The sequence below is a fragment of the Acidovorax sp. FG27 genome (assembly GCF_040365715.1).
GTDB lineage: Bacteria > Pseudomonadota > Gammaproteobacteria > Burkholderiales > Burkholderiaceae_C > Paracidovorax.
Genome location: NZ_BAABVY010000009.1, coordinates 732,229 through 754,095, shown reverse-complemented (window position 1 = coordinate 754,095; position 21,867 = coordinate 732,229). Strand labels below are relative to the sequence as shown.

Sequence of the window (21,867 nt, the reverse complement as noted above, 5' to 3'; positions counted from 1 at the left end):
TGGGCCGTCAGCGCCAGTCGGGCTTGGGCGTTCCGCCGCCGCGGCGGCGGTTGTTTTCCATGTCTTCCCACGCGCGGCGGTTGCGCTCGGCCTCTTCGCGGCGGTTGCGTTCGACGTCGGGGTTGGGGTGGGGCGGCAGCCGGTTGGCGTTGCGCTGCACGTCGTCGGCGCGGCGGCGTTCGAATTCGCGCCGCTCCGCCTCGCGCCGTGCGTCGTCGTTGCGGCGGCGGTCGTCGGCACGGCGGTCGGCCTCGCGGCGGTCCGCGTCGCGGCGCATGGCGTCGCGGCGCTCGTCGTCGCGCCGGCGGGCCTCCCACGCCTGGCGGTCGCGGCGCTCGCGCCAGTCGTCGTAGCCGGGCCGCTGGGTGTAGATCGGCACCGGCACGACCGTGGGGTTGGAGTAGATGTAGCGCGGCGATTCGTACACCGTCACCGACGAACTGGTGGAAGGGTAGCCGCCATACGGATAGCTGCCGCCGGAGTAGCCCGCGCTCGGGTAGCTGCCCGCGGGCGGGTAGTAGCCGCCCTGGTCGTAGTAGGGGTCGCCGGGCATGGCCGCGCAGCCCACGAAGAGGCTGGCCAGGGCCGGGGCGGCGGCCAGTCGGAGCAGGGAGGGAAGATGGCGCATGGCTGTCTCTTTCTGGTGGGCGCGCGCAGTGCGCTGGGAAGGACGGCGGCCGCGGCCGCCAGGGCGCGCCTGCTGATGGAGCCCGTCTGACGCGCTGCCAGCCATTTTGGTTGACTCCGGCGGGCGGGCTTTGTCGGGCTTTGCCGGGTCTTCATGGTCGTGTCCGGATGTGGACACGCCGGGCCTGAGGCCCTCGGGACGAGGCACGGCTGCGCCGGGCGACGCGCGCCGTCTCGCGGCACCGAAGGCAGCTGGCAGGAATGGAGAGCGCCGGGCCCTGCGGCGCTCATCGGAAAATGCTATCTTTATAATAGCTAAAGGCCCATGTGTATCAACCGCTGGAGGCCGATTGGGCTTTGAAAGCAGTGCCCGCACCGGCCCGGCGCGTGCGGCCGTGGCGCGGGGTGGCGGGCTCGTCGACGCCGTCTCAGGCCGCCAGCACGCGGCGCATGGTCTCGGCCAGATCCTCGGCGACGAACTTGGCCACGTAGCCGTCGGCCCCCACGCTGCGCACGTGGTCTTCATTGGCCGATCCCGACAGGGAGGAGTGGATCACCACCGGGATGTGCTTGAGCTTGGGATCCTGCTTGATGTTGCGCGTCAGGGTGAAGCCGTCCATCTCGGGCATCTCCAGGTCGGTCAGCACCAGCGACACGCGGTCGGCCACGGTCTTGCCTTCGGCCTCCGCGCTGCGGGCGATGGCGTTGAGCCGGTCCCACGCCTCCTTGCCGGACTTGGTCATCTCGTAGGGCGCGTGCAGCGCCTGCAGCTCCTGCTCGATGAGCGAGCGCGCCACGAAGGAGTCGTCGGCCGCCAGGATGATGGTGCCGGGCTTGAGCTTCAGCTTGGGGCCGATCTTGGAGGCGTCGACCTGGTGCGTGTCGGAGGGCGACACCATCTGCAGGATGGCCTCCACGTCCAGCACCTGCGCCAGGCGCGAGCCGTCGGTGTTGCCGTCCAGCCGGGCGATGCTGGTGACCAGCTTGCCGCCCGTGCCGCTGCTTTCGGCCGACAGCACCTGCTTCCAGTCCAGCCGCACGATGTCTTCCACCGATTCGACCGCGAACGCCTGCGTGGTGCGGGCGTATTCGGTGACCAGCATGATGTTCAGGCCGGTCTGCGGCTTGCAGCCGACGATGGAGGGCAGGTCCAGCACCGGGATGATCTGGCCGCGCAGGTTGACCACGCCCAGCGAATGCGGCGTCGACCCCGCGATGGGCGTGATGTTGGGCATGGCCACGATCTCGCGGATCTTGAACACGTTGATCCCGAACAGCTCGGACTTGCCCAGCGCCTCGTCCTGCCCCAGGCGGAACAGCAGCAGCTCGAACTTGTTGGTTCCGGTAAGGTTGGTCCGCTCGTCGATTTCCTGCTGCACGGCCTTCATGGCATTTCCTTGGTAATTGTGTACCTTTGTAAATTCTAGGGGCGAAGCGCGGGCAGCGGTGCCGCGATCTGGCGGATTTCCGCAGCTTGCCGGTTTCACCCGGGGGTAGGTCGTGCGGCTGTGGCGGTCGGGCGACAGCGCGGGGCGCCGTCAGCGGCCGATGGCGACCGGCGCCGCCGGCCGGGGGCGGCCTACACGACCCCCGCCGCCCGCCATTCGCCCAGGCGCTCGCAGCCGATGCCCCAGTCGGCCAGCACTTCCTCGGTGTGCTGCCCCAGGGCCGGCGGCGCGCGGCGCAGCACGGGCGGGGTGGCCGACAGGCGCAAGGGGCTGGCCACGGTGGCGATGCGGTCGATGCCGTCGCCCGCCGCCGGTCGGGGGGCGGGGCCGTCACCGGGGCCTTCGCTCCAGCGGGGCAGCTCCACCCGCAACCCGCGGGCGCGCACCTGCGGGTCGTCGAATGCCTGGGCCACGTCGTTGATGGGGCCGCAGGGCACGGCCTTGTCCTCCAGCAGCGCCACCCAGTCGGCGGTGCTGCGCGTGCGGGTGACGGCTTCCATCAGCGGAATGAGGGTGGCGCGGTACTGCACGCGCAAGGTGTTGGTGGCAAAGCGCGCGTCTTGTGCCCACTGCGGCTGGCCGGCGGCGGCGCAGAAGCGGGCGAACTGCCCGTCGTTGCCGATGGCCAGCAGCATGTTGCCGTCGGCCGTGGGGAAGTCCTGGTAGGGCACCAGGCTGGGGTGGCTGTTGCCCATGCGGCCGGGCGCCTGGCCCGTGGCCAGGAAGCCGGCCGCCTGGTTGGCCAGCACGGCCATGCCCACGTCCAGCAGTGCCATGTCGATGTGCTGGCCTTCGCCGGTGCCGTTCGTGGCGTTGTCGCGCACGTGCAGGGCGGCCAGGATGGCGTTGCTGGCGTAGAGGCCGGTGAACAGGTCGATGACGGCCACGCCCACGCGCAGCGGGCCGCCGCCGGGGGCGTCGTCGGCGCGGCCGGTGATGCTCATGAGGCCGGTCATGGCCTGCACCATCAGGTCGTAGCCGGCGCGCTCCGCGTAGGGGCCGGTCTGCCCGAAGCCGGTGACCGAGCAGTAGATGAGGCGCGGGTTCAGCGCCCGCAGGCTGGCATGGTCGAGGCCGTACTGCCGCAGGCCGCCAACCTTGAAGTTCTCCACCACCACGTCGGCCTGCAGCGCCATCTGGCGGATGAGCTGCTGGCCTTCGGCCGTGGCGATGTCGATGGTGATGGAGCGCTTGTTGCGGTTGCAGGCCGTGAAGTAGGCGGCCTGGTCGGTGTCGTTGCCGTCCGCATCGCGCAGGAAGGGCGGGCCCCAGTGCCGCGTGTCGTCGCCGACGCCGGGGCGCTCCACCTTCACCACGTCCGCGCCCAGGTCCGCCAGCACCTGGGTGCACCAGGGCCCGGCCAGCACGCGCGAGAGATCGAGCACGCGGATGCCGGCCAGTGCGCCTGCAGGGGTGGAAGCGGGGGATGTCATGCGGTGTACAGCGGCTGGTTGAGGATGAAAACGGCCTGCAGCGCTTGTGAATAAAGCGCGTGAAGCTATCAACTTAGTAGCAAATCGGCATCAGAACGCCGCCAGCCCGGTTTGTGCCCGGCCCAGGATCAGCGCGTGCACGTCGTGCGTGCCTTCATAGGTGTTCACCACTTCCAGGTTGACCAGGTGGCGCGCCACGCCGAACTCGTCGCTGATGCCGTTGCCGCCCATCATGTCGCGGGCCAGGCGGGCGATGTCCAGCGCCTTGCCGCAGTTGTTGCGCTTGATGATGGAGGTGCCTTCGACCGACGCGATGCCCTCGTCCTTCATGCGGCCGAAGCGCAGCGCCGCCTGCAGGCCCAGGGCGATCTCGGTCTGCATGTCGGCCAGCTTCTTCTGGATGAGCTGCGTGGCGGCCAGCGGGCGGCCGAACTGCTTGCGGTCCAGCGTGTACTGGCGGGCGGTGTGCCAGCAGAATTCGGCCGCGCCCATCGCGCCCCAGGCGATGCCGTAGCGGGCGCTGTTCAGGCAGGTGAAGGGGCCCTTCAGGCCCTGCACTTCGGGGAAAGCGTTCTCTTCGGGCACGAAGACGTCGTCCATCACGATCTCGCCGGTGATGCTGGCGCGCAGGCCCACCTTGCCGTGGATGGCCGGGGCCGAGAGGCCCTTCATGCCCTTTTCCAGCACGAAGCCGCGGATGGGGCCGACGGCGCCGCCTTCGGAAACTTCCTTGGCCCAGACCACGAAGACGTCGGCCACCGGGCTGTTGGTGATCCACATCTTGGTGCCCTTGAGCTTGTAGCCGCCAGCGGTCTTGTAGGCGCGGGTGGCCATGCTGCCGGGGTCGGAGCCGTGGTCGGGCTCGGTCAGGCCGAAGCAGCCGATCCATTCGCCGCTGGCGAGTCGGGGCAGGTACTTCTGCTTTTGCGCTTCGGTGCCGAATTCGAAGATCGGCACCATCACCAGCGAGCTTTGCACGCTGGCCATCGAGCGGTAGCCCGAATCGACCCGCTCCACCTCGCGGGCGATGAGGCCATAGGCCACGTAGCCCAGACCCGGGCCGCCGTACTGTTCGGGAATGGTCGGGCCCAGCAGGCCGACTTCGCCCATCTCGCGGAAGATGCTGGTGTCCATCTTCTCGTGGCGGAACGCGTCCAGCACGCGGGGCGCGAGCTTGTCCTGGCAGTAGGCCGCCGCGGCGTCACGGATGGCGCGCTCGTCGTCGCTGAGCTGCTGGTCGATGAGGAAAGGGTCGTCCCATTGAAAGCGGGCGTGGGCCATGGTGTGTCTCCGGAGTCGAGGTTGGAAAATGAGGCTCCAGACATGCCGTGATGGCATGGTGGGAGCGGTTGGAGGCCATCGTAGGCAATGCCACCCTCGATGGCAAACGACTTGTTTTCATCAAGAAATGCGTGAATGGAATGTCTGGGGAATCTCTGGGGGCTGTCTGGGTTTAAGCTTGCAGGCATGCACCGGCATCTTCCATCCACCCAGGCACTGGCTTGTTTCGAGGCCGCGGCGCGCCATGAAAGCTACACCCGGGCCGCGCAGGAGCTGTCGCTCACGCAGAGCGCGGTGTCCCGGCAGATCCTTGCGCTGGAGGAATGGCTGGGCGTGCCGCTCTTTCGGCGCACCCGCCACGGCGTGGTGCTGACGCCCGCCGGCTCGCGCTATGGGCGGCAGGTGGCGCGCTGGCTGCAGGGGCTGGAGCGCGACACGCTCGACGTGATGTCCCACCAGGGCCGGGGCGGGGCGCTGTCGCTGGCGGCGGTGCCGACCTTCGCCACACGCTGGCTGATCCCGCGGCTGCCCCGGCTGGCCGCCCTGCATCCGGAGATCGTCGTCCACATCGACACCCGCACGCGCCCGTTCCTCTTTGCCGACACCACCTTCGACGCGGCGCTCTATGCCGGCACGCCCGAGCAGATCGCCCAGTGGCCCGGAGTGCAGGTGCAACTGCTGATGCGCGAAGACGTGGTGCCGGTCTGCAGCCCGCGCCTGCTCGCCTCCGCCGCCGCCCGGGGGCCGGGCCGGGCGCACCAGCCCGTGGCGGCCGAGGCGCTGGCGCAGCTGCCGCTCCTGCAGCAGAGCACGCGGCCGCTGGGCTGGCAGCAATGGTTCGCCGCGCAGGGGGTGGACGCGCCACGCGCGCTGGACGGGCCGCGCTACGAGCTGTTCTCGATGCTGGCCGTGGCCGCCACCCATGGCCTGGGCGTGGCGCTCATGCCGCCGATGCTGATCGAGGCCGAGATCGCCCGGGGTGAGCTGGTGGTCGCCTGCGCCAGGCCGCTGCGGGGCGAGCGCGCCTACTACCTGGTCAGCCCGGCCCAGGCCCAGTCGCCCGTGCTCGCGGCGTTTTCCGCCTGGTTGCAGGACAACGCCGCGACTTGAACGCCCTGGTGCCGAAAGCGCGCCTTGGCCGGTTGCAACCCCTGGCGGGCGGCACTACCCTGTGGACGTAGAGCCACATTTCTAAGTTCAAAGTCCCAAGGAGCCGTGTCCATGTCCGCCATCCCGTCCACCTACCATGCCCCCACGTTCGAGCCCACCCTGGACGAGATCGAGACCCTGAAGCAACTGGAGCTGGGGCGCGGCATCAGCATTCCGGAAGCGCTCAAGCACCATCTGTCGGGCCGCCTGCTGGATTGGAAGCTGATCGCCCGCACGCCGGGCGGCGACCTGCAGATCACCGATGCCGGCCGCGACATCATCAAGCGGCAGAACAACTGAGCGCCGCCGATGCCGCGGCGGCCCACCGCCGCCAACGCCCGCATGCGTGCCGTCCCTCGTCTCAAGACATCGGACGGCTTTTTTTCGCCTGCGGCTTCCGTGTGGGGCAAGTGGGGGCTGCAGCGGAAGGCGCAGGCCGGCAGGCGCCGTCGTCCTACAACCTGGCTCCATCGCGGCAGCTAAATTTCCCTGGCGGTCGGAAAGCCTTGGTGCGCCGGCCGACCTCGTCGCCGCGCTGCAGCAAGGCCTGCTGCCCTCCACCGGATCGCCGGTCGATCCGGAGGCAGCTCAGGCCCTGCAGCCCGACGACCGTATCGTCCACCAGCGTCGTCTTGCCGGTCACGACCCATTCTTTCGTTCACCCCTATTGAAGGAGCGACCCAATGAAGAAAGTCCTGACCGTGGTGGCTGGATTCATGCTGTTCTCCAGCGTCAGCATCGCCTACTTGGCCGCTTCGGTCATGTACGGCGTATGAGGCGGGGAACGGATCCATCCGGCTGCAACCCGCGCGACGCCACGCTGCTTCCTCTTTCCATGACTTCAGCATTCCCTCAGCCGACACCACGGGCCGCCGCCGCCGGCGGCATTCCGGGCCAGCCTGTGGAGCCCGACGTACCCGGGCCCGCGCCGGAGCCGGCCGATACCCCTCCCTACGTCCGCTTCGCGATGGTTCGGTAGGCGCAGGCCCCGCTGCGCCGGGAATCGGGCAGCGAAAGCACGCGGTACGACGCAGGCCCTGGGGCCCGGCACCTCAGCCGCGCACGCCGCGGCGGCCGCCCGTGTGGCCTTCCAGCGCGATCCGCACACGCCGCGCCAGGTCGCCCATGCCGTAGGGCTTCTTCAGCACGTCGAACTCCGCGCCTTCCGACACGTCGCTGATGTTGCCGTCGCCGGCATAACCGGTGGTCAGCAGGATGGCGATGCGCGGGTTGCGCCGCCGTATCTCGCGCGCCAGCATGAACCCGTTCATGCCCCCGGGCATCAGCACGTCGGAAAACACGAGGTCGGGCACCAGCGGGTCGTCCTTGGCGTCGAGCCGCGCAAGGGCCTGCGCAGCATCGGTGGCGATCTCGACCTGGTAGCCCAGGCTTTCCAGCATCGCGCCCGCCAGGTCCGCCACTTCCTGGCGGTCGTCCACCACCAGCACGCTTTCGGTGCCGCCCCGCTCGGCAGGCTTGTCTTCCGGCGCGGGCATCTGCAGGCTCATCGGCTTGCCGGTGGCCGGGAAGTAGAGGCGTACCGTCGTGCCCACCCCCACTTCGGAATAGATGCTGACCGTGCCGCCCGACTGCTTGGCAAAGCCATACACCATGGACAGGCCCAGGCCCGTGCCCTTGCCCTCGGGCTTGGTGGTGAAGAAAGGGTTGACCACCTGCTTGATCAGCTCGGGTGGAATGCCTTCGCCCGTGTCCGTGATGGAGATCGCCACGTACCGCCCGGGCTGCAGGCCGCCGAAGGCCACCACGTCCGCGCCGGTCACCTCCACGTTGCCGGTCTGTATCGTCACCTCGCCGCCGTCTGGCATGGCGTCGCGCGCATTGGTCACGATGTTGATGATGGCCGATTCCAGCTGGGTCGGGTCCACCTGGCAATTGCCCAGGTCATCGGCCAGCTCCATCTTCAGCACGATGCGATCGCTGAGCGTCTCCTCCATCATGGCGCGGATGTTCTCGGCCGTGGCATTCAGATTGATGGGCCGGCCCTCCAGCCGCTGCTTGCGCGCGAATGCAAGCAGCTGCTGCGTCAGCGTGGCGGCGCGCTTCACGGCCTCGGTCGCGCTGCCCACACTGCTCAGCACGGCCTCGGCGTCCTTGCCGGACTGGATGCGGCGCTTGGCGATCTCCAGGTGCCCGGAGATGACCTGCAGCAGGTTGTTGAAATCGTGCGAGATCCCGCCCGTCAGCTGGCCCAGCGCTTCCATCTTCTGGGCCTGCGCCAACGCCAGCTCCGCATCGCGGCGCCGGCTCACGTCGAGCTGCGAGGCGAAGAAATACACCAGCTGCTGGTTCTTGTTGTAGACCGGCGAGACGAACAGGGCATTCCAGAACGAGGAGCCGTCCTTGCGGTAGTTCAGGATCTCGGTCGTGAATTCACGGCGGTTGGCGATGGCCTCGGACAGCGCGCTCACGGTGGATCGGTCGGTGCCGGGCCCCTGCAGGAAGCGGCAGTTGGTGCCCAGGATCTCCTCGCGCGTGTAACCCGTCATCGACAGGAACGCCCGGTTCACGAACACGATCGGGTTGTCGTGCTGGCGCGGATCGGTCACCAGCATCGGCATGCGGGTGGTTTCGATGGCGGTGAAGAAGATGTCGTCTTCGTGGTCCCGCAAGGTGCGGACATCGGACCCCGCCATGGACACCTCGGGCGCCCGCGAGCCGTGGATGGGTGGCTTTTCGTCGTGCGAATTCATGCCGCATTAGATCAGTGCCCGCCATGGTTCGCGTAGGCGCTGGCGCTGTTTAGTCTGTCGGCGCTAGCCGTGCGAACGAGACGAACCAGCGCGGCGACAAAGAGCAAGGGAAGGGGGCGACGACGATGCCAGGGCATGCCTGAACGGTCGCAATGCGTTGGTGAACCACCGGCTGCAAGCCATGGTGCCCGGGGCCGGAATCGAACCGGCACGCCTTGCGGCGGGGGATTTTGAGTCCCCTGCGTCTACCAATTCCACCACCCGGGCGACGCAAAAATCAAAGAGACGAATTATGGCACAGTAGCATCATATGAAGACCTATCCCACCATCGAGGACGCCATCGGCCGCACGCCGCTGGTGGCGTTGCAGCGCATCGGCGCGGCGGACAACCAGGCGCGGGGCAACGTCGTGCTGGGCAAGCTGGAAGGCAACAATCCGGCGGGTTCGGTGAAGGACCGGCCGGCGTTGTCGATGATCCGCCGGGCCGAGGAGCGGGGCGAGATCCAGCCCGGCGACACCTTGATCGAGGCGACCTCGGGCAACACCGGCATCGCGCTGGCGATGGCCGCGGCGGTGCGCGGCTACCGCATGGTGCTGGTGATGCCGGAGGACCTGTCCATCGAGCGGGCGCAGACCATGAAGGCGTTCGGCGCCGAACTGATCCTTACCCCCAAGAGCGGCGGCATGGAATACGCGCGCGACCTGGCGGACACCATGGTGGCGCAAGGCAAGGGCCGGGTGCTCGACCAGTTCGCCAATTCCGACAACCCGCGCATCCATTACGAAACCACCGGCCCCGAGCTGTGGGAGCAGACCGAAGGCCGCATCACCCACTTCGTCAGCGCCATGGGCACCACCGGCACCATCACCGGCGTGTCGCGGTTCCTGAAGGAAAAGAACCCGGCGATCCAGATCATCGGCGCGCAACCCAAGGAGGGCTCGCGCATTCCGGGCATCCGCAAGTGGCCCGAGGAATACCTGCCCAAGATCTACGACCCCCGGGCGGTGGATGAAACCATCAGCGTCGGGCAGGACGACGCCGAAGACATGTGCCGCCGCCTGGCGCGCGAGGAGGGCATCTTCGGCGGCATCTCCGCCGCCGGTGCCTGCTGGGCGGCGCAGGAGATCGCCCGCCGCGAGCAGGGCGCGACCATCGTCTTCGTCGTGTGCGACCGGGGCGACCGGTACCTGTCCACCGGCGTCTTTCCGGCGTGAGCGGCCGGGCCGTCCGGGTGGGGTCGACGCCCGGGTTGGATGGCCAAATCGCCCTCCCGCGCTTACCAAAAGGGCGCCTCATGCTACTGATTCAGTAGCGTTCGGCATCTCGGCACGAGGTTCTCTCCATGGTGTACGAAACACGGTTCTGCACGCACTGCGCCACGGCGCTCGCGCCCATCACGCTGGAGGAAGACAGCGGCCCGACGGAGCGGCTTCGCTGCCCGGCCTGCGGATGGACGCACTGGAACAACCCCACGCCGGTGCTGGCCGCCATCGTGGAGTACGAGGGCCGGGTGCTGCTGGCGCGCAACGCGGCCTGGTCGGGCAGGGCGTTCGGGCTGATCACCGGCTTCATGGAGGCCGGGGAAAGCCCGCAGGAAGGCATCGCGCGCGAGATCAAGGAAGAAACCCAGCTCGACGTGGACACCGCGGCCGGCGGGTTGCAGCTGGTGGGCGCCTACCCGTTCGTGCGCATGAACCAGGTCATCATCGCCTACCACGCGGTGGCGCGCGGAAGCATCCGCCTGTCGCCGGAGCTGGTGGAGTACCGGCTGATCGATCCGGCATCCGTCATCTGCTGGCCCGCGGGGACGGGGTACGCCCTGGCCGACTGGCTGCGCCGGCGCGGCATCGAGCCGCGCTTCGCGGATTTCCAGGCACCGCGCAGCGCGGAAGATCCGGCCTGACGAGCGGGGCGGTCATTCGGGCGCGCCCTAAAATCACGCATTACGTCCAGGAAACACGATGCACATCCACCAGGAAATCGACACCCGCGGGCTCAATTGCCCGCTGCCCATCTTGAAGGCCAAGAAGGCCCTGGCCAGCATGGGCAGCGGCCAGTTGCTCAAGGTGCTGGCGACCGACGGCGGCTCGCTGCGTGACTTCCAGGCATTCGCCAAGCAGACCGGCAACGAGCTGGTCGAGCAGCAGACGGTGGGGGACGAATTCATCCACGTGCTGCGCCGGCGTTGAGCGCCGCCGAAAAAAAGGCCCGCTGCATGCGGGCCTTGTCGTTTCCGGTCGGTGAGTGACTCAGAGATCCAGGCTCTTGAGGTACTTGCGGAAGTCGGCGCCCAGCTGGGGATGTTCCAGCGCCAGCTCGACGTTGGCCTCCAGGAAGCCTTCCTTGCTGCCGCAGTCGTAGCGCTTGCCGTCGTAGCGGTAGGCGAACACCTTCTCGCGGCGCATCAGCGCGGCGATGCCGTCGGTCAGCTGGATCTCGCCGCCCACGCCACGCGGCAGGGCCGCGATCTCGCGGAACACGCCCGGCGTGAGGATATAGCGGCCGGCCACGCCCAGGCGAGAAGGCGCGTCTTCCGGCGCGGGCTTCTCGACCATGTGCGACAGCTCCAGCAGGCGGTCGTTGACCGGCTTGCCGGCCACGATGCCGTAGCGCCGCGTGTGTTCGTCAGGCACTTCCTGCACCGCCAGGATGGTGGCCTGCCATTCGGCGAACTGCTCCACCATCTGCTTGAGCACCGGCGGCTTGCCGACCATCAGGTCGTCGGCCAGCAGCACGGCGAAGGGGTCGTTGCCGACCACGCTGTGCGCGCAGTACACGGCGTGGCCCAGGCCCAGGGCCTTGGGCTGGCGGATGTAGATGCACTCCATGTCGTCCGGCACGATGGAGCGGGCCAGCGACAGCAGCTCGTCCTTGCCCTTGGATTCCAGCTCCGATTCCAGCTCGTAGGCGGTGTCGAAGTGGTCCGGAATGGCGCGCTTGTTGCGGCCGTTGATGAAGATCATCTGCCGGATGCCGGCGGCATAGGCTTCCTCGACGGCGTACTGGATCAGCGGCTTGTCCACGACGGGCAGCATCTCCTTGGGCTGCGCCTTGGTGGCTGGCAGGAAGCGGGTGCCCAGGCCTGCGACGGGGAAGACGGCCTTGCGGATCGTTGCGGTGGAATCGTTCATGCAGTGCGTTCTCGGTGATGAAATTCGGGGGGGCATCATACGGGTGAGGGGCGTCACGTTATGTAGTCGATTGCGCCAAAGCGCAGGAGCGGCTCTCGGCTTCCGGCGCGTATGCGGCCCCATATCTGTTCTGCAGGACGCGCCGCCCAGCCGGCGGGCGGCGCGTCACCCAAGCTGCGGCCCGTCAGCCCAGCCGTGCTAGCTGGTCCTGCAAGCGCGAGAGCGTCGCGCCGAAGTCGGCCACGCGCTCTTTCTCCTGGTCGATGACGGCGGGCGGCGCCTTGGCGACGAAGGCCTCGTTGGACAGCTTGGCGCCGGCCTTGGCGATCTCGCCCTCGATGCGGGCCACTTCCTTCGAAAGGCGCGCCTTCTCGGCCGCCACGTCGATCTCCATGTGCAGGCACATGCGCGCCTCGCCCACCACGGCCACGGGCGCGGCCTGGGCGGCGGCGGCCCAGGCAGCCTCGTCGTCGAACACCTTGACCTCGCTCAACTTGGCCAGCGCCTGCAGCACCGGCGCCGCGCCGCGCATGAAGTCGGCGTCGCCCACCACGTAAAGGGGCAGGCGGGTGGCCGGCGATACGTTCATCTCGCCGCGCAGCGTGCGGCAGGCGTCCACCAGCGACTTGAGCTTGGCCACGTGGGCGATGGCTGCTGCGTCGATCTTCTCGGGCTGCGCCTGGGGATACGCGGCGATGCTGACCGACGGGCCGGCGCGGCCAGCGACGGGCGCCACCTGCTGCCAGAGGCCTTCGGTGATGAACGGAATGATGGGGTGCGCCAGGCGCAGGATGGTCTCCAGCGTACGGATCAGCGTACGGCGCGTGGCGCGCTGCTGCGCCGCAGTGCCGGTCTGGATCTGCACCTTGGCGATCTCCAGGTACCAGTCGCAGAACTCGTTCCAGACGAAGTCGTAGACCGTGTTGGCCACGTTGTCCAGGCGGAACTCGGCAAAGCCCTTGGCGACCTCGCCCTCCACCTGCTGCAGCAGCGACACGATCCAGCGGTCGGCCTGGCTGAACTCCAGGTAGTCGCCATCGCAGGCCGTGGGCGCGTGGTCTTCCAGGCCGCAGTCGCGGCCCTCGCAGTTCATCAGCACGAAGCGGCTGGCATTCCAGAGCTTGTTGCAGAAGTTGCGGTAGCCCTCGCAGCGCTTGCTGTCGAAGTTGATACTGCGGCCCAGGCTGGCCAGCGCCGCGAAGGTGAAGCGCAGCGCGTCGGCGCCGTAGGCCGGAATGCCTTCGGGGAATTCCTTTTGCGTGTTCTTGCGCACGGTGGGCGCGGTCTCGGGGCGGCGCAGGCCGGTGGAGCGCTTGTCCAGCAGCGGTTCGAGCGCGATGCCGTCGATCAGGTCGACCGGGTCGAGCACGTTGCCTTCCGACTTGCTCATCTTCTTGCCCTGCGCGTCGCGCACCAGGCCGTGGATGTACACGTGTTTGAACGGCACGCGGCCGGTGAAGTGCGTGCTCATCATGATCATCCGGGCGACCCAGAAGAAGATGATGTCGTAGCCCGTGACCAGCACGGAGGAGGGCAGGTACAGGTCGTAGTCCTTGGTGGGCGATGCGTCCTCCAGCGCCTCGGGCCAGCCGAGCGACGAGAAGGGAACGAGCGCGGACGAGTACCAGGTGTCGAGCACGTCGGCGTCGCGCGTGAGCTTGGCGCCCGCGCCGGCCTGCGCCTGGGCGTCGGCCTCGTTGCGCGCCACGTAGACGTTGCCCGCTTCATCGTACCAGGCCGGGATCTGATGGCCCCACCAAAGTTGGCGGCTGATGCACCAGTCCTGGATGTTGTTCATCCACTGGTTGTAGGTGTTGACCCAGTTCTCGGGCACGAACTGCACTTCGCCCGAGGCCACGGCGTCGATGGCCTTCTGGGCGATCGACTTGCCCGTCGGGTCCTGCTCGCTCACCTTGCTCATGGCGACGAACCACTGGTCCGTGAGCATGGGCTCGACCACCTGGCCCGTGCGGGTGCAGATGGGCACCATCAGCTTGTGCTTCTTGGTTTCGACCAGGGCGCCCGCCGCTTCCAGGTCGGCCACGATGGCCTTGCGGGCCACGAAGCGGTCCATGCCGCGGTACTTCTCGGGCGCGTTGTCGTTGACGGTGGCCTGCAGCGTCAGCACCACGATCATCGGCAGGTTGTGTCGCTGGCCCACCTGGTAGTCGTTGGGGTCGTGCGCGGGCGTGACCTTGACCACGCCGGTGCCGAAGGCCTTGTCCACGTAGTCATCGGCGATGACCGGGATCTCGCGGCCCACCAGCGGCAGCGTCACCGTCCTGCCGATCAGGTGCGTGTAGCGCTCGTCCTCGGGGTGCACCATCAGCGCCACGTCGCCCAGCATCGTTTCGGGGCGCGTGGTGGCCACGGTCAGCGTGCCGCTGCCGTCGGTGAGCGGGTAGGCGATGTGCCAGAGCGAGCCGTCCTTCTCCTCGCTTTCCACTTCCAGGTCCGACACGGCGGACTGCAGCTTCGGGTCCCAGTTGACCAGGCGCTTGCCGCGGTAGATCAGGCCCTGCTGGTAGAGCTTCACGAAGGTGTCGGTCACCACCTTGGAGAGCTTGTCGTCCATGGTGAAGTATTCGCGGCTCCAGTCCACGCTGTCGCCCATGCGGCGCATCTGCGTGGTGATGGTGTTGCCGCTCTTTTCCTTCCATTCCCAGACCTTCTTCACGAAATTCTCGCGGCCCAGGTCGTGGCGGCTCACGCCCTGGTCCTGCAGCTGGCGCTCCACCACGATCTGCGTTGCGATGCCGGCATGGTCGGTGCCCGGCACCCAGAGGGTGTTGTGGCCCAGCATGCGGTGGTAGCGCGTCAGGCTGTCCATGATCGTCTGGTTGAACGCATGGCCCATGTGCAGCGTGCCCGTCACGTTGGGGGGCGGCAGCTGGATGGAGAAGGCCGGCGCGTTCGCGTCCGGCTGCTGCGTGCCGCGATGGCCCGCGACGCCGTAGCCCCGGCGCTCCCACTCGGGGCCCCAATGGGCTTCCAGGGCGGCGGGCTCGAACGATTTGGACAGGCTCTCAAGGCCGGGCTGCGAAGGGGTGTCACTCATGGCGGGCAAATGGAAAAACGGCATCTTGCGCACAAGATGCCGCCTGGTGGGCTGTGGACGATGGCGCCGATTTTACCGGCCCGCCCCGCACCGGCCCGCCAAGGCCCGGGGGCGTGCGGATCGCGGGGAAAAATGGGAGTGAAAACAGCCGCCAGCGCCCATCGATACTGGGCCAGCAGCTATCTATTCGATAGCATCAAGGGTTGGCGGCGCCAACTTCGGGCCGGTCGTTGGCCTGTGGCTTCAGCGGCTCGGCGGCCTGGCCAGCGGCGCGCTGGCGGCGCCACTCCTCCTTGCGCTGCGTCCATTCGCGCAGGCGCTGGTGGGCGACCTGGCTGTCCTTGGCCATGTGCTCTTCGTCGGCCAGCTGCGCGGCCAGCTCCAGGCGGATGCCGTTGGGGTCGAAGAAATAGATGCTCTTGAAGATGTGGTGGTCGGTCACGCCCAGCACCTCGACGCCGTGGGCCTCCAGCCGGGCCTTGGTATTGGCCAGCTCCTCGACCGTATTCACGCGGAAGGCGATGTGGTTCACCCAGGCCGGTGTGTTCGGCGACGGCTCCGACTTCACGTCGTCGCCCAGGTCGAAGAAGGCGATGAACGAGCCGTCCCGCAGCCGGAAGAAGAAATGGGTGTACGGGCAGTACTCGCCCGTGCTGGGCACGTGGTCGCTCTGGATGATGTGGTAGAGCGGCAGGCCCAGGATGTCTTCGTAGAAGTGGCGTGTTTCCTCCGCGTCGCGCGCCCGGTAGGCGTAGTGGTGCAGCTGCTGCACGGCGGCGGGCGGCGGAAGGTCGGCCAGTGCGGGGGAGGCAGGTTGGGGCAGGGCGCTCATGCAGGTCTCCTGGAATGGTTTGACCCGATTCTACTATTCGTAATCGATTTACTTAATAGAAACGGTTTCGACGCGGCAGGGCGCTATAGTCGCCCTTCGTTTCATCCCACCTCGCTCGGAGGTACCCCGCCCATGCGCTTCTAAGCCCCCCGTCCTTTCGCACCGCTGGCCTGCTTGCAGCCGCCCGCGGCCGACTCGATTTCCGGGAGCTTCGCATGGCGACGACATTCACGCCGGGCCCACGCCCGCAACCCGGCCGCTCACGGCGCGCCGATTCCTCTCCTTTTACCGCGTCCGACGCTGGCCCCACGGCGCTGCACCTGCGCGGCATCGACTGGCAGGCTGGCCAGGGATGCCCCCTTTGGCAGCAGCCACTGCAGCTGGATGTGACTTCGGGCATCACCGGCCTGGTGGGCGACAACGGCGTCGGCAAAAGCGTGCTGCTGCGGCTGGCGGAAGGTGGCCTGTGCCCGACGGCCGGCTCCGTCGAGCGCCTGGGCCGCTGGCATGCCGTGGCGCAGCAGGCCGCCGCGCCCGCTGCCGAAGCCACGGCGTCCGACGTGGGCGGGGTGGGCGTTGCCTGGCAGGCGCTGGACCGCCTGCGGCGCGGCGTGGGCGATGCGGGCGACCTGGCGCTGGCCGACGGCCACTGGGATCTGCCCCGGCGATGGCAGCGCGCCATGGCGCAGGCGGGCCTGGCCCACCTGCGTGCCGACCGCCCGGCCGCGCAGCTCAGCGTGGGGCAGCGCTGCCGCGTGGCGCTGGCGGGGGCCTTCCTCCTGTCGGGCGCGGACGGCCTGCTGCTCGACGAACCCACCAACCATCTGGACCGCGAAGGCCGGCGCTGGCTGCTGGCCACGCTGGCGCGGTGGCCGGGCCCCGTGCTGGTGGCGACGCACGACCGCGAACTGCTGGAGCAGGTGGATCGGATCGCCGAGCTGACGCTGCGGGGCCTGCACCTGGTGGGTGGCGGCTGGCCGCTGTTCCAGGCCCGGCGCGCCGCCGAGGCGGCCGCGGCCGAAGCGGCGCTGCGGCACGCCCGCGCCGAACGCGAGGCAGGCCGGCGCGACGCGCAGCAAGCCCACGACGCCCAACTGCAGCGCGCCGCCCGGGGCCGCGCCGCCGGCCGCGACACCAACCAGTCGCCCATCGTGCTGGACCGCAAGAAGGGCCAGGCCCAGGCCTTCGCGGGACGCGAGCGGCAGCGGCAGGAACACCTGATGGAGCGCCTGGATGCCGCCGTGCGCGGCGCCGCCGCCCGCCTGCCCGACACGCCGCGGCTCGCCCTGGCACTGCCGGCCAGCGCCGTGCCGGCGGGCAAGCCGGTGCTGGAACTGGCGCAGGCCGTGCCGCCCCATGCGCCCGCCGGTCAGCCCTCGCTCACCGGCATATGGCAGGGGCCGGTGCGCATCGCCATCACCGGGCCGAACGGCTGCGGCAAGAGCACGCTGCTGCGCCTGGCCGCCGGTGCGCTGCGGCCCGCCTCGGGCCTGTGGCGCACCGGGGTGCGCACCGCCTGGCTCGGCCAGTCCGACGGGGAGGAGCGGCCTGGGGCCTTGAGCGTGCTGGAGCGGCTGGCCCGGCTCCACTCCCCATTGCCACTGGCGGAGCTGCGCACCCGCCTGGCGCAACTGGGCCTGGACGCCGCCTGCCTGCAGCGCCCCGGGCACCAGTTGAGCGGCGGCCAGCGTGTCAGGGCCACGCTGGCCTGCGCGCTCTGGGGCGCCCAGCCGGCGCAGATGCTGCTGCTGGACGAGCCCACCAACCACCTGGACACCCATGCCACCGAACTGCTGGAGCAGGCGCTGCAGCATTACCCCGGCGCGCTGATGGTGGTGTCGCACGACACACACTTTCTGGCGGCGCTGCGGCCGCAGGTGGCGTGGACATGGGCGGGCGGGCGCTGGGATCTGGATGCGCCGCTGGAAGTGCCATAGCGCTGCCTTCGGTTTCCCGCCTCGTCATCCGCTCGAAGGCAGGTCGGTATCCGTGCATCAGTGCAGCAAGGCCGCGTTCTTCCACGCCGCGGCGGCGGCCTCGTCGTCGCCGCGCTGCTCGGCCAGCTCGGCCAGGTGGGCCCAGGCGCGGCAGCGCAGGCTGTCGTCGTTCAACTGCTGCACGGCCTGGGTGAAGCGCTGCTGCGCCTTGCCCCAGAGCTGCCGGCGCAGGCACGCCATCGCCGACAGGTAGTGCAGGCGGGCGTCACGTGGGTTGTTCTGCTCGGCGGCTTCGATGCGCGCCAGCCAGGCGGGGTCGAGCGCGTCCAGGCTGCCTTCCAGCACGCGCACCAGCTTCAGCGCCACGGCGTCGGGCAGGCCGGCGGCTGGGTCGGTCCAGCGTTCCCAGGCGGGCAGCAGCCATTGGCGCACTTGCGCGGCCTCGCCGCCCAGGTGGCCCAGCCGCTGCGCGGCATGCACCGCCAGCTCGGGCATGGCGCGCTCCGCGGGCTCCAGTTCCAGCCACAGGCGCTGCAGCTGGGCGGTGTCGTGCGCGCCGTCGATCAGCTCCATCGCCAGGCCGCGCACCATGCTCTGCGCGGCTGCCGGCGAGAAGGCACGGTGCTTGCCCAGGAGGCGCGCCGTCTCCAGCGCCTCCTGCGTCTGGTGCGACAGGCGGGTGGCCTTCAGGCGCGCGCGCAGCGCCAGCGTGCGGCGGGCGGCGCCCTGGGGCAGGGCGGAAAGCCAGTCCAGCGCGGCGGGCGCGTCGCGTTCGTCCAGCGACCAGCGCGCCGCACGCAGCTGCGCGCCCTCGCGCAGTTCCAGCTCGCCGAGGGGTGCGCGGTCGGGGATGTTGCGCAGGGCGTGGTCGAGGTGGGCGGCCCGCGTGGGCCGGTCCTGCAGTGCGTGCGAGGCTTCGGCCGCCACCAGGTGGGCCAGCGTGCGCAGCTGCCGGCCGTGGGGCGGGGCATCGCCCGCGGCGGCCAGGGCGCTTTCCTGGCCCAGTGCCGCCAGCGCCGCCTTGCGCGACCGCAGAAAGCGGCCGGCCAGCAGCTGCGACAGCGCATCCAGCAGGGCGCCGTGCATGGCGCGTTCCTTTTGCTGCACGCGCCAGCGGCGGGCCTGGCGGGGCAGCTCCAGCAGGGCGGCCAGGCCTCGCAGCGCCGCGTAGAGCACGGCGAAGCCGCCCAGCAGCAGCACCAGCACCAGGTTCAGCGACAGGTCGATGCGGTAGGGCGGCCAGAACAGGGTGACCGAGCCCTGGTTGTTGCCCGCGAACAGCGCCACCGCCACGGCGACGCCGAACAATCCAAGAAGCCAGAGAGTTGCGCGCATGGATGGATCCAACGGCCCGCCGGTTCAGCGGCCGGCGGCCGCGGTGGCCAGCGCGGCGAGTGTGTCGTCCAGCGCGGGCAGCTCGGCCGTCTTCATGTGGGCCTGCGCCTGCTGCAGCGTGGTGGCGGCGGCCTGGGTGCGGCGCGAGGCCGGGTCGAAATACTTGTTGAGCGCGGCGCTGGCCGCCGCCAGGTCGGAGCGGGCGGAATCGATCTGCCGCGTCAGCACGCCCAGGCGGGCGTTCAGCAGCTTGAGCTTGAGGTTCTCGCGCAGGAAGAACGCCTGCTCGGGCGCCAGCAGCACGGCCTCGGGCCGGTCGATGCGGCTGATGCGCAGCAGCCCGCGTGCCTCGTCGCGCACCACTTCCCAGGCGGTGACCAGCACCGCCTGCCAGCGCGGCATGCCGGCGGTGGAGATGGGGGCGCTCTCGCCCGCCGCCTGGGCGGCGGCCATGCGGCGCGTGGCGCCGGCCTGGGCCACGGCGTTGAGCAGCGGCAGCTCGTCCACCTGGCGCACCAGGTCGTCGATGCGGCCGAGCAGCCCGGCGGTGTCCGTGACGGCGGCGCGGCCGATGCGGTCCTGGTCGCGCTCGATGGCGCGCAGCACCGGCGCCAGACGGGGCTGCGCGGCCCGGTCGATGCGCTGGTGGGCGCTGCGCAGGGCGGCCACCAGCGGCTCCAGGCTGCCGGTCAGCTGCGTCTGCTGCTGCGCCATGCGCAGGGTGGATTCGACGTCCACCACCAGGTTCTCGTCGCGCGAGCGCGACAGGCTGCGCATCAATTCCTCCAGCTGGCCGCGCTGCAGCGCGACCTCGCTCACCCGGGTCTCGGCCACCGCCAGCCGGGCGGCGGTCTCGCGCGACACGTCCTGCGCCTGGCGGGCCATGGTGCGTGCCTCGATGGCCAGCGCGCCGGAGTCGGCCGACTGCCGGGCGAGCTGCTCCTGAATACCCGAAAGCCGCTGCCACAGCAGCACGCTGACGATCAACGCAGCCAGCGCGACCCCGCCCAGCACGGCCAGCGCCAGGCGGGCGCCGCCCGTCAGGGGCGCGGCGGGGTGGGCTGCCAGGTGCTGCGGCGGCGGGGGCGGCAGGCCGGGAGTGGGCTCGAAACTCATCGCCGGGATTCTATCGACGCGACCACGTCAGGCAGCGCCGGGCGGCATTCGTTCACGCTGCCGAAACCCAGCGCCCGCGCCGCCTGGGCGATGCGCGGGTGGGTGCAGAGCGCCTGCGCCGCCTGCCAGTCCTGGCCGGGCAGTGCCTGGCCCAGGTGGGCGACGGCCTCGGAGCTGCTGAGCAGCCACACCGAGCCATCGGCGGCGGCCTCGCGCGCCAGCGCCTGCCGGGCGGGCGTGAGTCGCGGCGCGCCGCGTTCGTACACGGCCACGAAGTCGACCCGCCCGCCAGCCGCCTCGATCTGCCGCGCCAGCCAGTCGCGGCCCCGGCCGCCCGTGTCGCCGGGCTCGACGGCCGCGCCGGAGGTGGTGCCGCGGACCACCAGCACCCGGTCGCCGGGCCGCACCTGCGGGGCCACCTGCCGCCAGAGCGACTCGGAATCGAACTGCGCCGCATCGGCTGCCGGGCTGTCGATGGCCGCCGCCGGCACGCCTGCGTCCAGCAGCGCCTGGCGGGTGCCGGGGCCAGGCGCCCATGCTCTTGTTTTGATAGCTGTAAGCGCAGATATATCAAGCGCTGGAGCCTGATTGGGCTCAAAAAAATAGTGCACCGCGTTGCCGCTGACGAACATCAGCGCCCGCCAGGTGCCCAGCCTCGCGCGCGCCTGGGCCAGGGCCTGCCGCAGGGCTGGCTGGGTGGCCGGGCCGATGGCGATGAGCGGCAGCGCCAAGGCCGGCACGCCGCGTGCCTGCAGGTCGGCGACCCACTGGGCCGCGTCGCGCTCGGGGCGGGTGACGATGGCGCGGAGCGCGCCGCGCCGCGGGCCGGTGGCCATGGGGCGCCGCGCGCTCAGCCCGCGCCGCCGGCGCGCAACTGGGCCGACACGTCGGCGCCCAGCGCTTCGGCGTCATCGGCCAGGGCCACGGCGGCCTCGGCGGCCGCATGCACCAGCGGGCGGCGGCCTTCCGGGTCGCCCCAGGCGGCCTCCAGCCGCAGGGTGCCGCCGTCCGTCCAGCGCGCGTGCGCGGCCAGGGGCATGGAGCAGCTGCCTCCCATCGCCCGGCTGACGGCGCGCTCGGCCGTCACGGCCAGCCCCGTGGGCAGGTGCATCAGCGGCATCAGCGCGGCGATCAGGTCGGCCCGCTGGCCCAGCACCTCGATGCCGAGCGCGCCCTGGCCGGCGGCGGGCAGCATCTCGCCGGGCTCGAAGGCGGCGCGGATGCGGTCGGCCAGGCCCAGGCGCTTCAGGCCGGCCGCGGCCAGCACGATGGCGTCGTACTGGCCTTCGTCCAGCTTGCGCAGCCGCGTGTCCAGGTTGCCGCGCAGCGGCTGGATCTTCAGGTCGGGCCGCAGGGCCTGCAGCAGCACCTGGCGGCGCAGGCTGGAGGTGCCCACCACCGCGCCCTGCGGCAGCTCGGCCAGGCTGGCGTAGCGGGGCGACACGAAGGCGTCGCGCGGGTCCTCGCGCTCCATCACGCAGGCCAGCACGAAGCCTTCGGGCAGCTCCATCGGCACGTCCTTCAGCGAATGCACGGCGATGTGGGCGCGGCCTTCTTCCAGCGCCACTTCCAGCTCCTTCACGAAGAGGCCCTTGCCGCCCACCTTGCTGAGCGAGCGGTCCAGGATCTGGTCGCCCTGCGTGGTCATGCCCAGCAGGTTCACCGTGTGGCCGCGCGCGCCGAGCAGTCCGCGCACGTGTTCGGCCTGCCACAGCGCCAGCCGGCTTTCGCGCGTGGCGATGGTGATGTGCAGGGCAGTGGAGGTTTCTGGAGTCATGTCGAAGCTGGAAAGGCCGCGGCCGGGGGG

Annotated in this window: 19 protein-coding genes and 1 tRNA gene; 6 read left to right on the top strand and 14 right to left on the bottom strand. The window is 69.9% G+C overall.

The window, feature by feature from the left end; translation table 11 throughout:
* Positions 1–7: 7 nt before the first annotated feature.
* The 4 genes from ABWV53_RS10375 to ABWV53_RS10360 form a co-directional block, all read right to left on the bottom strand.
* Positions 8–628, bottom strand: a complete 621-nt coding sequence (locus ABWV53_RS10375) for a hypothetical protein (RefSeq protein ID WP_353365546.1) — start codon at positions 626–628, stop codon at positions 8–10.
* Between the two features lie 427 nt (positions 629–1,055).
* Positions 1,056–2,015: a chemotaxis protein gene (locus tag ABWV53_RS10370; protein WP_353365544.1), complete on the bottom strand. Its 960-nt coding sequence runs from the start codon at positions 2,013–2,015 to the stop codon at positions 1,056–1,058.
* A 191-nt stretch (positions 2,016–2,206) separates the two neighbouring features.
* Positions 2,207–3,508 (bottom strand): CaiB/BaiF CoA transferase family protein, encoded by a 1,302-nt coding sequence (locus tag ABWV53_RS10365; RefSeq protein ID WP_353365542.1) that lies wholly within the window; start codon positions 3,506–3,508, stop codon positions 2,207–2,209.
* A gap of 90 nt (positions 3,509–3,598) precedes the next feature.
* On the bottom strand, positions 3,599–4,789 hold the full coding sequence (locus tag ABWV53_RS10360) for an acyl-CoA dehydrogenase (protein WP_353365540.1): 1,191 nt from the start codon (positions 4,787–4,789) through the stop codon (positions 3,599–3,601).
* A gap of 186 nt (positions 4,790–4,975) precedes the next feature.
* Here ABWV53_RS10360 and ABWV53_RS10355 point away from each other — a divergent pair, with 186 nt between their 5' ends.
* Both ABWV53_RS10355 and ABWV53_RS10350 read left to right on the top strand, forming a co-directional pair.
* Positions 4,976–5,899 (top strand): LysR substrate-binding domain-containing protein, encoded by a 924-nt coding sequence (locus ABWV53_RS10355; RefSeq protein ID WP_353365538.1) that lies wholly within the window; start codon positions 4,976–4,978, stop codon positions 5,897–5,899.
* 111 nt (positions 5,900–6,010) lie between these two features.
* The gene (locus tag ABWV53_RS10350; protein ID WP_353365536.1) at positions 6,011–6,238 is read left to right on the top strand and encodes a hypothetical protein; all 228 of its coding nucleotides are present in this window, start codon (positions 6,011–6,013) and stop codon (positions 6,236–6,238) included.
* A 154-nt stretch (positions 6,239–6,392) separates the two neighbouring features.
* Here the strand turns inward: ABWV53_RS10350 and ABWV53_RS10345 are convergent, their stop codons facing one another.
* From ABWV53_RS10345 to ABWV53_RS10335, 3 genes are all read right to left on the bottom strand, one after another.
* Positions 6,393–6,581 carry a hypothetical protein gene (locus tag ABWV53_RS10345; RefSeq protein WP_353365534.1) on the bottom strand — a complete coding sequence of 63 codons (189 nt, stop codon included), beginning with the start codon at positions 6,579–6,581 and terminating at the stop codon, positions 6,393–6,395.
* 409 nt (positions 6,582–6,990) lie between these two features.
* Positions 6,991–8,649, bottom strand: coding sequence for a histidine kinase famiy protein (locus ABWV53_RS10340; protein WP_353365532.1), 1,659 nt, complete (start codon positions 8,647–8,649; stop codon positions 6,991–6,993).
* 182 nt (positions 8,650–8,831) lie between these two features.
* Positions 8,832–8,916 (bottom strand) — tRNA-Leu (locus tag ABWV53_RS10335).
* Between the two features lie 43 nt (positions 8,917–8,959).
* Here ABWV53_RS10335 and cysM point away from each other — a divergent pair.
* From cysM to ABWV53_RS10320, 3 genes are all read left to right on the top strand, one after another.
* Positions 8,960–9,865, top strand: coding sequence for a cysteine synthase CysM (gene cysM / locus ABWV53_RS10330; RefSeq protein WP_353365530.1), 906 nt, complete (start codon positions 8,960–8,962; stop codon positions 9,863–9,865).
* A 128-nt stretch (positions 9,866–9,993) separates the two neighbouring features.
* Positions 9,994–10,554: an NUDIX domain-containing protein gene (locus tag ABWV53_RS10325; protein ID WP_353365528.1), complete on the top strand. Its 561-nt coding sequence runs from the start codon at positions 9,994–9,996 to the stop codon at positions 10,552–10,554.
* 58 nt (positions 10,555–10,612) lie between these two features.
* Positions 10,613–10,840, top strand: coding sequence for a sulfurtransferase TusA family protein (locus tag ABWV53_RS10320; RefSeq protein WP_353365526.1), 228 nt, complete (start codon positions 10,613–10,615; stop codon positions 10,838–10,840).
* Positions 10,841–10,900: 60 nt separating this feature from the next.
* Here ABWV53_RS10320 and galU read toward each other — a convergent pair whose 3' ends face one another.
* From galU to ABWV53_RS10305, 3 genes are all read right to left on the bottom strand, one after another.
* Positions 10,901–11,782, bottom strand: coding sequence for a UTP--glucose-1-phosphate uridylyltransferase GalU (gene galU, locus ABWV53_RS10315; RefSeq protein ID WP_353365524.1), 882 nt, complete (start codon positions 11,780–11,782; stop codon positions 10,901–10,903).
* A 184-nt stretch (positions 11,783–11,966) separates the two neighbouring features.
* Entirely contained in the window at positions 11,967–14,840 is a 2,874-nt protein-coding gene (locus ABWV53_RS10310; RefSeq protein ID WP_502903865.1) for a valine--tRNA ligase, read from the bottom strand.
* 196 nt (positions 14,841–15,036) lie between these two features.
* A complete protein-coding gene (locus ABWV53_RS10305; protein ID WP_353365520.1) occupies positions 15,037–15,672 on the bottom strand; it encodes a VOC family protein in 636 nt (211 codons plus the stop codon).
* Between the two features lie 386 nt (positions 15,673–16,058).
* Between ABWV53_RS10305 and ABWV53_RS10300 the strand changes: the two genes are divergently transcribed.
* Positions 16,059–17,609 (top strand): ATP-binding cassette domain-containing protein, encoded by a 1,551-nt coding sequence (locus ABWV53_RS10300; RefSeq protein WP_353365518.1) that lies wholly within the window; start codon positions 16,059–16,061, stop codon positions 17,607–17,609.
* Between the two features lie 57 nt (positions 17,610–17,666).
* Here ABWV53_RS10300 and ABWV53_RS10295 read toward each other — a convergent pair whose 3' ends face one another.
* Genes ABWV53_RS10295 through hemC form a run of 4 tightly spaced genes read right to left on the bottom strand, consistent with a single transcriptional unit; the run spans position 17,667 to position 21,837 of the window.
* Positions 17,667–18,944: a heme biosynthesis protein HemY gene (locus ABWV53_RS10295; protein ID WP_353365516.1), complete on the bottom strand. Its 1,278-nt coding sequence runs from the start codon at positions 18,942–18,944 to the stop codon at positions 17,667–17,669.
* Positions 18,945–18,968: 24 nt separating this feature from the next.
* Complete coding sequence (locus tag ABWV53_RS10290; RefSeq protein WP_353365514.1) at positions 18,969–20,060, bottom strand: uroporphyrinogen-III C-methyltransferase; 1,092 nt, start codon at positions 20,058–20,060, stop codon at positions 18,969–18,971.
* On the bottom strand, positions 20,057–20,896 hold the full coding sequence (locus ABWV53_RS10285; RefSeq protein WP_353365512.1) for a uroporphyrinogen-III synthase: 840 nt from the start codon (positions 20,894–20,896) through the stop codon (positions 20,057–20,059). The genes ABWV53_RS10290 and ABWV53_RS10285 overlap by 4 nt, the downstream gene beginning before the upstream one ends.
* A gap of 14 nt (positions 20,897–20,910) precedes the next feature.
* A complete protein-coding gene (hemC, locus tag ABWV53_RS10280) occupies positions 20,911–21,837 on the bottom strand; it encodes a hydroxymethylbilane synthase (RefSeq protein WP_353365510.1) in 927 nt (308 codons plus the stop codon).
* Positions 21,838–21,867 lie beyond the last annotated feature (30 nt).

Coding starts and splice junctions, on each gene's coding strand:
- ABWV53_RS10375 (WP_353365546.1), bottom strand. CDS start 628: ATGCGCCATCTTCCCTCCCTGCTCCGACTGGCCGCCGCCCCGGCCCTG.
- ABWV53_RS10370 (WP_353365544.1), bottom strand. CDS start 2,015: ATGAAGGCCGTGCAGCAGGAAATCGACGAGCGGACCAACCTTACCGGA.
- ABWV53_RS10365 (WP_353365542.1), bottom strand. CDS start 3,508: ATGACATCCCCCGCTTCCACCCCTGCAGGCGCACTGGCCGGCATCCGC.
- ABWV53_RS10360 (WP_353365540.1), bottom strand. CDS start 4,789: ATGGCCCACGCCCGCTTTCAATGGGACGACCCTTTCCTCATCGACCAG.
- ABWV53_RS10355 (WP_353365538.1), top strand. CDS start 4,976: ATGCACCGGCATCTTCCATCCACCCAGGCACTGGCTTGTTTCGAGGCC.
- ABWV53_RS10350 (WP_353365536.1), top strand. CDS start 6,011: ATGTCCGCCATCCCGTCCACCTACCATGCCCCCACGTTCGAGCCCACC.
- ABWV53_RS10340 (WP_353365532.1), bottom strand. CDS start 8,649: ATGAATTCGCACGACGAAAAGCCACCCATCCACGGCTCGCGGGCGCCC.
- cysM (WP_353365530.1), top strand. CDS start 8,960: ATGAAGACCTATCCCACCATCGAGGACGCCATCGGCCGCACGCCGCTG.
- ABWV53_RS10325 (WP_353365528.1), top strand. CDS start 9,994: ATGGTGTACGAAACACGGTTCTGCACGCACTGCGCCACGGCGCTCGCG.
- ABWV53_RS10320 (WP_353365526.1), top strand. CDS start 10,613: ATGCACATCCACCAGGAAATCGACACCCGCGGGCTCAATTGCCCGCTG.
- galU (WP_353365524.1), bottom strand. CDS start 11,782: ATGAACGATTCCACCGCAACGATCCGCAAGGCCGTCTTCCCCGTCGCA.
- ABWV53_RS10310 (WP_502903865.1), bottom strand. CDS start 14,840: ATGAGTGACACCCCTTCGCAGCCCGGCCTTGAGAGCCTGTCCAAATCG.
- ABWV53_RS10305 (WP_353365520.1), bottom strand. CDS start 15,672: ATGAGCGCCCTGCCCCAACCTGCCTCCCCCGCACTGGCCGACCTTCCG.
- ABWV53_RS10295 (WP_353365516.1), bottom strand. CDS start 18,944: ATGCGCGCAACTCTCTGGCTTCTTGGATTGTTCGGCGTCGCCGTGGCG.
- ABWV53_RS10290 (WP_353365514.1), bottom strand. CDS start 20,060: ATGAGTTTCGAGCCCACTCCCGGCCTGCCGCCCCCGCCGCCGCAGCAC.
- ABWV53_RS10285 (WP_353365512.1), bottom strand. CDS start 20,896: ATGGCCACCGGCCCGCGGCGCGGCGCGCTCCGCGCCATCGTCACCCGC.
- hemC (WP_353365510.1), bottom strand. CDS start 21,837: ATGACTCCAGAAACCTCCACTGCCCTGCACATCACCATCGCCACGCGC.